Below are 3,495 nucleotides of genomic sequence, written 5' to 3'. Positions count from 1 at the left end.
TGGTTCGGGCTCAGGTTCGGGCTCGGGCTCAGGCTCAGGTTCGGGCTCAGGTTCGGGCTCGGGCTCAGGCTCAGGTTCGGGCTCAGGTTCGGGCTCCGCCTCAACTCGCTTCTCCGCACCGCCCGTTGGCGCAGGGGCGGCCGTCGGCCACGCAGCCTCGGCCCAGCTGCGTTGCGGCGGCACGGGCGCGACCGTCCCGCTCTCGGCCGGCGGTGGTGTGACCTCGGTCGCCCCGCTCGCGGCCGGCGGCGGTGTGCTCTCGCCGAAGAGGCCGGCGGCGGCGGTGAACCAGTCGTCCACGGAGGTGGTGTCGGGGACGGCGTCGGGAGTGTCGGGGAGGGTTCCGGCGGGGCCCGCGTAGACGGTGTGCCACCAGGCGTCGTCGGGTCGGGTCTGCCTGGGTGCGCCCTGCTCGTTCAACTGACGGCTCCTGATTGCTCCGTGGAAATGCCGGTTGTCACGTCATTCTTCCGAAGGTCGACGACGCTGTCCGGGAATCGGAACATCGCACCGACGTCGGGGGGAGGTTCCGGCCACTGCCGGTCCGAATGAGCTGCGTCGGGCGCTCCGCGACGGAAATTCACAGTCCAAGGGGGGCATCGCTTCACCCGATCGGCTGATTAATATGTGCGCATGACCGCGCCAGGGCTTCGCACTCGACCCCGGGAAGGAACCGCCTACGCGGCGCTCCGCCCGGTGGCGGTGCTGTGGTCCGTGCTGCTGGCCGCTCTGCTGGCGCTTCTGCCGTGCGCGGCGAACGCCCGCACCGCGGGCTCCGTGCCCGCCGGGGCCGTCACGTCCGCCGGGGCCGTCACGTCCGTGCAGGCGGTGTCGACCGTCGTTCCGGCGGCGGCCGCCGTCCTCGCGGACCGGGCCACGGCAGCAGCCGGTCATCAGCACTCCCTCGCGCCGGACGACTCCGGCGTGCGCATCCTGTGCACTGCGGACGGCCCGAACCGGGTTCCCGGCCACGGCTGTTCCAGTCACTCCTTCTGCGGCCCGGAGTCGCAGCTCCCGAACGCGCCCCCGCAGCCCGGCGCGGTCGTCCTGCCGCAGTTGGTGGCTCCTCCCGCATCGCCCGCCGCCCCGGCGGTCGATGTCCGACCGGCGCCGCACCACGCGCCCGACCTGCACGCACTCCAGGTTCACCGGTCCTGAGCGGAACCCACCGCCGACCCGTTCCCCGCTCCCGGGGCGGTCGGCGGCTCCGCCGCCCCCACCCCACCGCAGACCGCCGTGCGCCGCACGGCGGGGACAAGGACAACATCCATGGGTTCCGCCTCCAAGCAGTCCTCCCAGCCCACCGGCAAGCAGCCCAAGCCGGGCAGCAAGGCCGCCCAGCAGGCCGACCGCCGGGCCCGGATCGCCGAGCTGCGCGCCATCGAGCAGCGCCGCGAGCGCCGCAACAAGATCCTCACCATCACCGTCTCGGCCGTCCTGGTGCTCGCCATGGCCGGCGGCGGCACCTGGCTGGCGCTGGACGCCAAGCACAAGAAGGACGCCAAGGCCGCCGCGGACGCCGCGCCGATCGAGGGCGTCAAGACCTGGGACAAGCTGGGCCGCACCCACGTCCAGACCGAGGTCAAGTACGACCAGACCCCGCCGGTCGGCGGCGACCACAACCCGGTCTGGGCGACCTGCATGGGCAACGTCTACGACCAGCCGGTGAAGAACGAGAACGCGGTGCACTCGCTGGAGCACGGCGCGGTCTGGGTCACCTACAACGGCAAGGCCACCCCGGACGACATCAAGACGCTGGGCGAGAAGGTCAAGACCACCCCGTACAGCCTGATGAGCCCGTACCCGGACGAGCAGGGCACGATCACGCTGACCGCCTGGGGCACCCAGCTGACCGTGGACAACGCGCAGGACCCGCGGATCGAGAAGTTCTTCACCAAGTACGTGCAGGGTCCGCAGACCCAGGAGCCGGGCGCGTCCTGCAGCTCGGGCGCGATGTGACCGGCGGCCTGGAGCAGGCGGACGAGCAGCCCGAGGGCCGGCGCCGCCGGGCACTGTGGTGGCCGGCCGCGCTCGCGGCGGTGGTCGCGCTCGGCCTCGGGGTGCCCGCGCTGGTCTCCAGCGGCACTCCGGCGGCCGGCAGTTCGTCGTCCGCGCCGAGCACGGACTCGGCCGAGGCCGGGTTCGCCCGCGACATGGCCGCCCACCACCAGCAGGCGATCGACATGTCGTTCATCGTCCGCGACCGCACCCAGGACCAGGCCGTCCGCACGCTGGCGTTCGACATCATCAACACGCAGGCGAACCAGCGCGGCATGCTGATGGGCTTCCTCGACCAGTGGGGCCTGACCCAGGCGAGCCCGTCCAAGCCGATGGCGTGGATGGGCCACACGTACGAGGCGCACGACGGCTCGCTGATGCCAGGCATGGCGACCAACACGGACCTGGAAAGGCTCCGCACGCTCAGCGGCCGGGACGCCGAGGTGTTCTACCTGCAACTGATGATCGCCCACCACAAGGGCGGCGTGGAGATGGCCCAGGCGTACGTCGACGCGGCGAAGAACGACGTCGAGAAGCGGCTCGCGCAGACCATGGTCAACGGGCAGAAGGCGGAGATCGACCTGATCACCGGCATGCTCACTGAGCGCGGCGCGCAGCCGACGTCCTGACCCTTCGTACCCGAGGAGCGCCGTCCGGAGACCTCCGGGCGGCGCTCCCGTCGTACCGCAGCAGCTGCCGGGCCGGGTGGCAGGATTTCGACGCAATCAGTCGTTCCTGCCTGCTTCGCCGACCGGTCTCCCCGAGCAGGATGGAGGAAAGAGCCGGCCCTGCGGCCACTGCGGCCCTTGCGGCCCCTGCACGGAAAGATCCACCGGTGCGCTTCCTCGACTCCGCCTCCTTCACCGCCGAACGCCCGTGGGGCGCTCTCGACCTCGTCGAACTGGACAACGCGACCGTCCGGCTGCACTGGACGGACCAGCCGTACCGGTGGCACGTCAACGACGGCCCGGAGGTGTTCGTCGTCCTCGACGGCGCCGTCGACATGCACTACCGCATCGACGGCGCAGAACGGGTCGAACACCTCACCCCGGGCCGCGTGTGCTGCGTCGAACCCGGAGACGAACACGTGGCTCACCCCGCCCCCGAGGCCCGCATCCTGGTCGTCGAGAGACGCGACAGCGAGTGACGACGACCAGCCCCACAGCCGACTGACCACGCCGGGGCCGGTGCGGAGGGGAAAGCGGTCGGCCGACAGACACCGGGGCACCGCCGCACGCACTGCGGCAACACCAAGGCCGATCCGGCAGCTACGCAGAGCCGATCCGGGGCCGGTGCGGCGGAGGAAGCGGTCAACCAGCGGACAACTGCCGACCGCCGCACCGGAGGGGTGGACTACGAGCACCACCGCAGCCGATCGACCGCACGCACTGCGGCAACGCCGAGGCAGGTACGGAGCTGACACACAGCCAGGCCACTGGCACGGCGACTGCGGCGAGCAGCAGCAGGACCACCCGGCCGCCGACCGCCGGGCCGGCC

4 protein-coding genes and 1 pseudogene are annotated in these 3,495 nt (G+C 71.8%); 4 read left to right on the top strand and 1 reads right to left on the bottom strand.

The window, feature by feature from the left end; genetic code table 11:
* Positions 1–420: pseudogene (locus ACFV4P_RS18160) on the bottom strand (hypothetical protein); the annotation flags it as partial.
* Between the two features lie 213 nt (positions 421–633).
* On the opposite strand from ACFV4P_RS18160, the gene ACFV4P_RS18155 reads away from it, so the two are divergent.
* The 4 genes from ACFV4P_RS18155 (at position 634) to ACFV4P_RS18140 (ending at position 3,145) form a co-directional block, all read left to right on the top strand.
* A complete protein-coding gene (locus ACFV4P_RS18155) occupies positions 634–1,158 on the top strand; it encodes a hypothetical protein (protein ID WP_380472212.1) in 525 nt (174 codons plus the stop codon).
* 111 nt (positions 1,159–1,269) lie between these two features.
* Complete coding sequence (locus ACFV4P_RS18150; protein WP_380472210.1) at positions 1,270–1,959, top strand: DUF3105 domain-containing protein; 690 nt, start codon at positions 1,270–1,272, stop codon at positions 1,957–1,959.
* Positions 1,956–2,627 carry a DUF305 domain-containing protein gene (locus ACFV4P_RS18145; RefSeq protein ID WP_380472208.1) on the top strand — a complete coding sequence of 224 codons (672 nt, stop codon included), beginning with the start codon at positions 1,956–1,958 and terminating at the stop codon, positions 2,625–2,627. The genes ACFV4P_RS18150 and ACFV4P_RS18145 overlap by 4 nt, the downstream gene beginning before the upstream one ends.
* A gap of 206 nt (positions 2,628–2,833) precedes the next feature.
* Positions 2,834–3,145 carry a hypothetical protein gene (locus tag ACFV4P_RS18140; protein WP_380472206.1) on the top strand — a complete coding sequence of 104 codons (312 nt, stop codon included), beginning with the start codon at positions 2,834–2,836 and terminating at the stop codon, positions 3,143–3,145.
* Positions 3,146–3,495 lie beyond the last annotated feature (350 nt).

Origin of the sequence: Kitasatospora sp. NPDC059795, assembly GCF_042732175.1 — a bacterium.
Classification (GTDB): domain Bacteria; phylum Actinomycetota; class Actinomycetes; order Streptomycetales; family Streptomycetaceae; genus Kitasatospora.
The sequence above is the reverse complement of the archived record's forward strand: the minus strand, read 5'-3'. Positions and strand labels throughout refer to the sequence as shown.

Coding starts and splice junctions, on each gene's coding strand:
- ACFV4P_RS18155 (WP_380472212.1), top strand. CDS start 634: ATGACCGCGCCAGGGCTTCGCACTCGACCCCGGGAAGGAACCGCCTAC.
- ACFV4P_RS18150 (WP_380472210.1), top strand. CDS start 1,270: ATGGGTTCCGCCTCCAAGCAGTCCTCCCAGCCCACCGGCAAGCAGCCC.